The sequence below is a fragment of the Escherichia sp. XD33 genome, assembly GCF_019375075.1.
Classification (GTDB): Bacteria; Pseudomonadota; Gammaproteobacteria; order Enterobacterales; family Enterobacteriaceae; genus Enterobacter; species Enterobacter flexneri_A.
Map to the genome: position 1 here is coordinate 1 of NZ_JAENDM010000173.1, position 1,475 is coordinate 1,475.

The following is a 1,475-nucleotide window of genomic DNA, read 5'->3' on the forward strand; positions in this document are numbered from 1 at the left end:
GGCCATGGTGCGTGCGTTGAACAGGATGACAAAGGCTGGGATGCCAGAAAGCGTGCGTATTGCCTGAAAATCCAGCCAGCTACAGGGTCGTTCGCACGAAATCTTATTTATTCAACAAAGCCGTCAGGATATTAAAGCCTTTGTTGAACTGCATATTGAACAGGGCTGTGTGCTGGAAAGTAATGGGCAATCAATTGGCGTGGTGAATGCAATTGTCGGGCAGCGTCGTTATACGGTAACGCTGAACGGCGAATCAAACCATGCAGGCACCACGCCGATGGGTTATCGTCGTGATACAGTTTACGCTTTCAGTCGCATTTGCCATCAGTCGGTCGAAAAAGCGAAAAGGATGGGCGATCCGCTGGTTCTGACCTTTGGCAAAGTAGAGCCGCGCCCGAATACGGTAAATGTGGTGCCGGGTAAAACCACGTTCACCATTGATTGTCGTCATACCGACGCTGCCGTGCTGCGCGATTTCACCCAACAGTTAGAAAACGACATGCGGGCGATTTGCGATGAAATGGACATTGGTATTGATATCGATTTATGGATGGACGAAGAACCCGTGCCGATGAATAAGGAGCTGGTCGCCACCCTGACAGAATTGTGTGAAAGAGAAAAACTGAATTACCGGGTGATGCACAGTGGTGCCGGGCACGACGCGCAAATTTTCGCGCCTCGCGTACCAACCTGCATGATTTTTATCCCCAGCATCAACGGGATCAGCCATAACCCGGCGGAACGCACCAATATTACCGACCTTGCCGAAGGGGTCAAAACGTTGGCACTCATGCTTTATCAACTTGCCTGGCAGAAATAAGGAGTCATAAATGGGATATTTAAATAACGTCACCGGTTACCGCGAAGATTTACTGGCTAACCGTGCGATTGTTAAACACGGTAATTTCGCACTGTTAACCCCGGATGGTCTGGTAAAAAATATTATTCCGGGCTTTGAAAATTGTGACGCGACAATCCTCTCCACGCCAAAGCTGGGTGCCTCTTTTGTTGATTATCTGGTCACACTGCATCAAAACGGTGGCAACCAACAGGGCTTCGGTGGCGAAGGCATTGAAACGTTCCTGTATGTGATCTCTGGAAATATCACTGCCAAAGCCGAAGGCAAAACATTTGCCTTAAGCGAAGGTGGCTATCTTTATTGCCCGCCAGGCTCCTTAATGACGTTTGTTAACGCCCAGGCCGAAGACAGCCAAATCTTTTTATATAAGCGCCGCTATGTTCCGGTAGAAGGCTATGCACCGTGGCTGGTTTCTGGCAATGCCAGCGAACTGGAACGCATTCATTATGAAGGCATGGACGATGTTATTCTGCTGGATTTTCTGCCCAAAGAGTTAGGGAAGTTGCGATTAAGTGGTCCGCAGCTCCCGATATGACGCCCCAAACCGTCCTTTATCGACGTCCTGTGGCTCAATTTTCCAATTTTCAGCCCAAAATCGTCTCTTCGTGGCTGATTT

2 pseudogenes are annotated in these 1,475 nt (G+C 49.1%); both read left to right on the forward strand.

From position 1 onward, the window contains the following. Positions 1-121: 121 nt before the first annotated feature. A pseudogene (locus tag K0778_RS25980) lies at positions 122-820 on the forward strand (hydantoinase/carbamoylase family amidase); the annotation flags it as partial. Between the two features lie 10 nt (positions 821-830). Then, positions 831-1,358 (forward strand): annotated as a pseudogene (locus tag K0778_RS25985) (cupin domain-containing protein); the annotation flags it as partial. Positions 1,359-1,475: the final 117 nt, after the last annotated feature.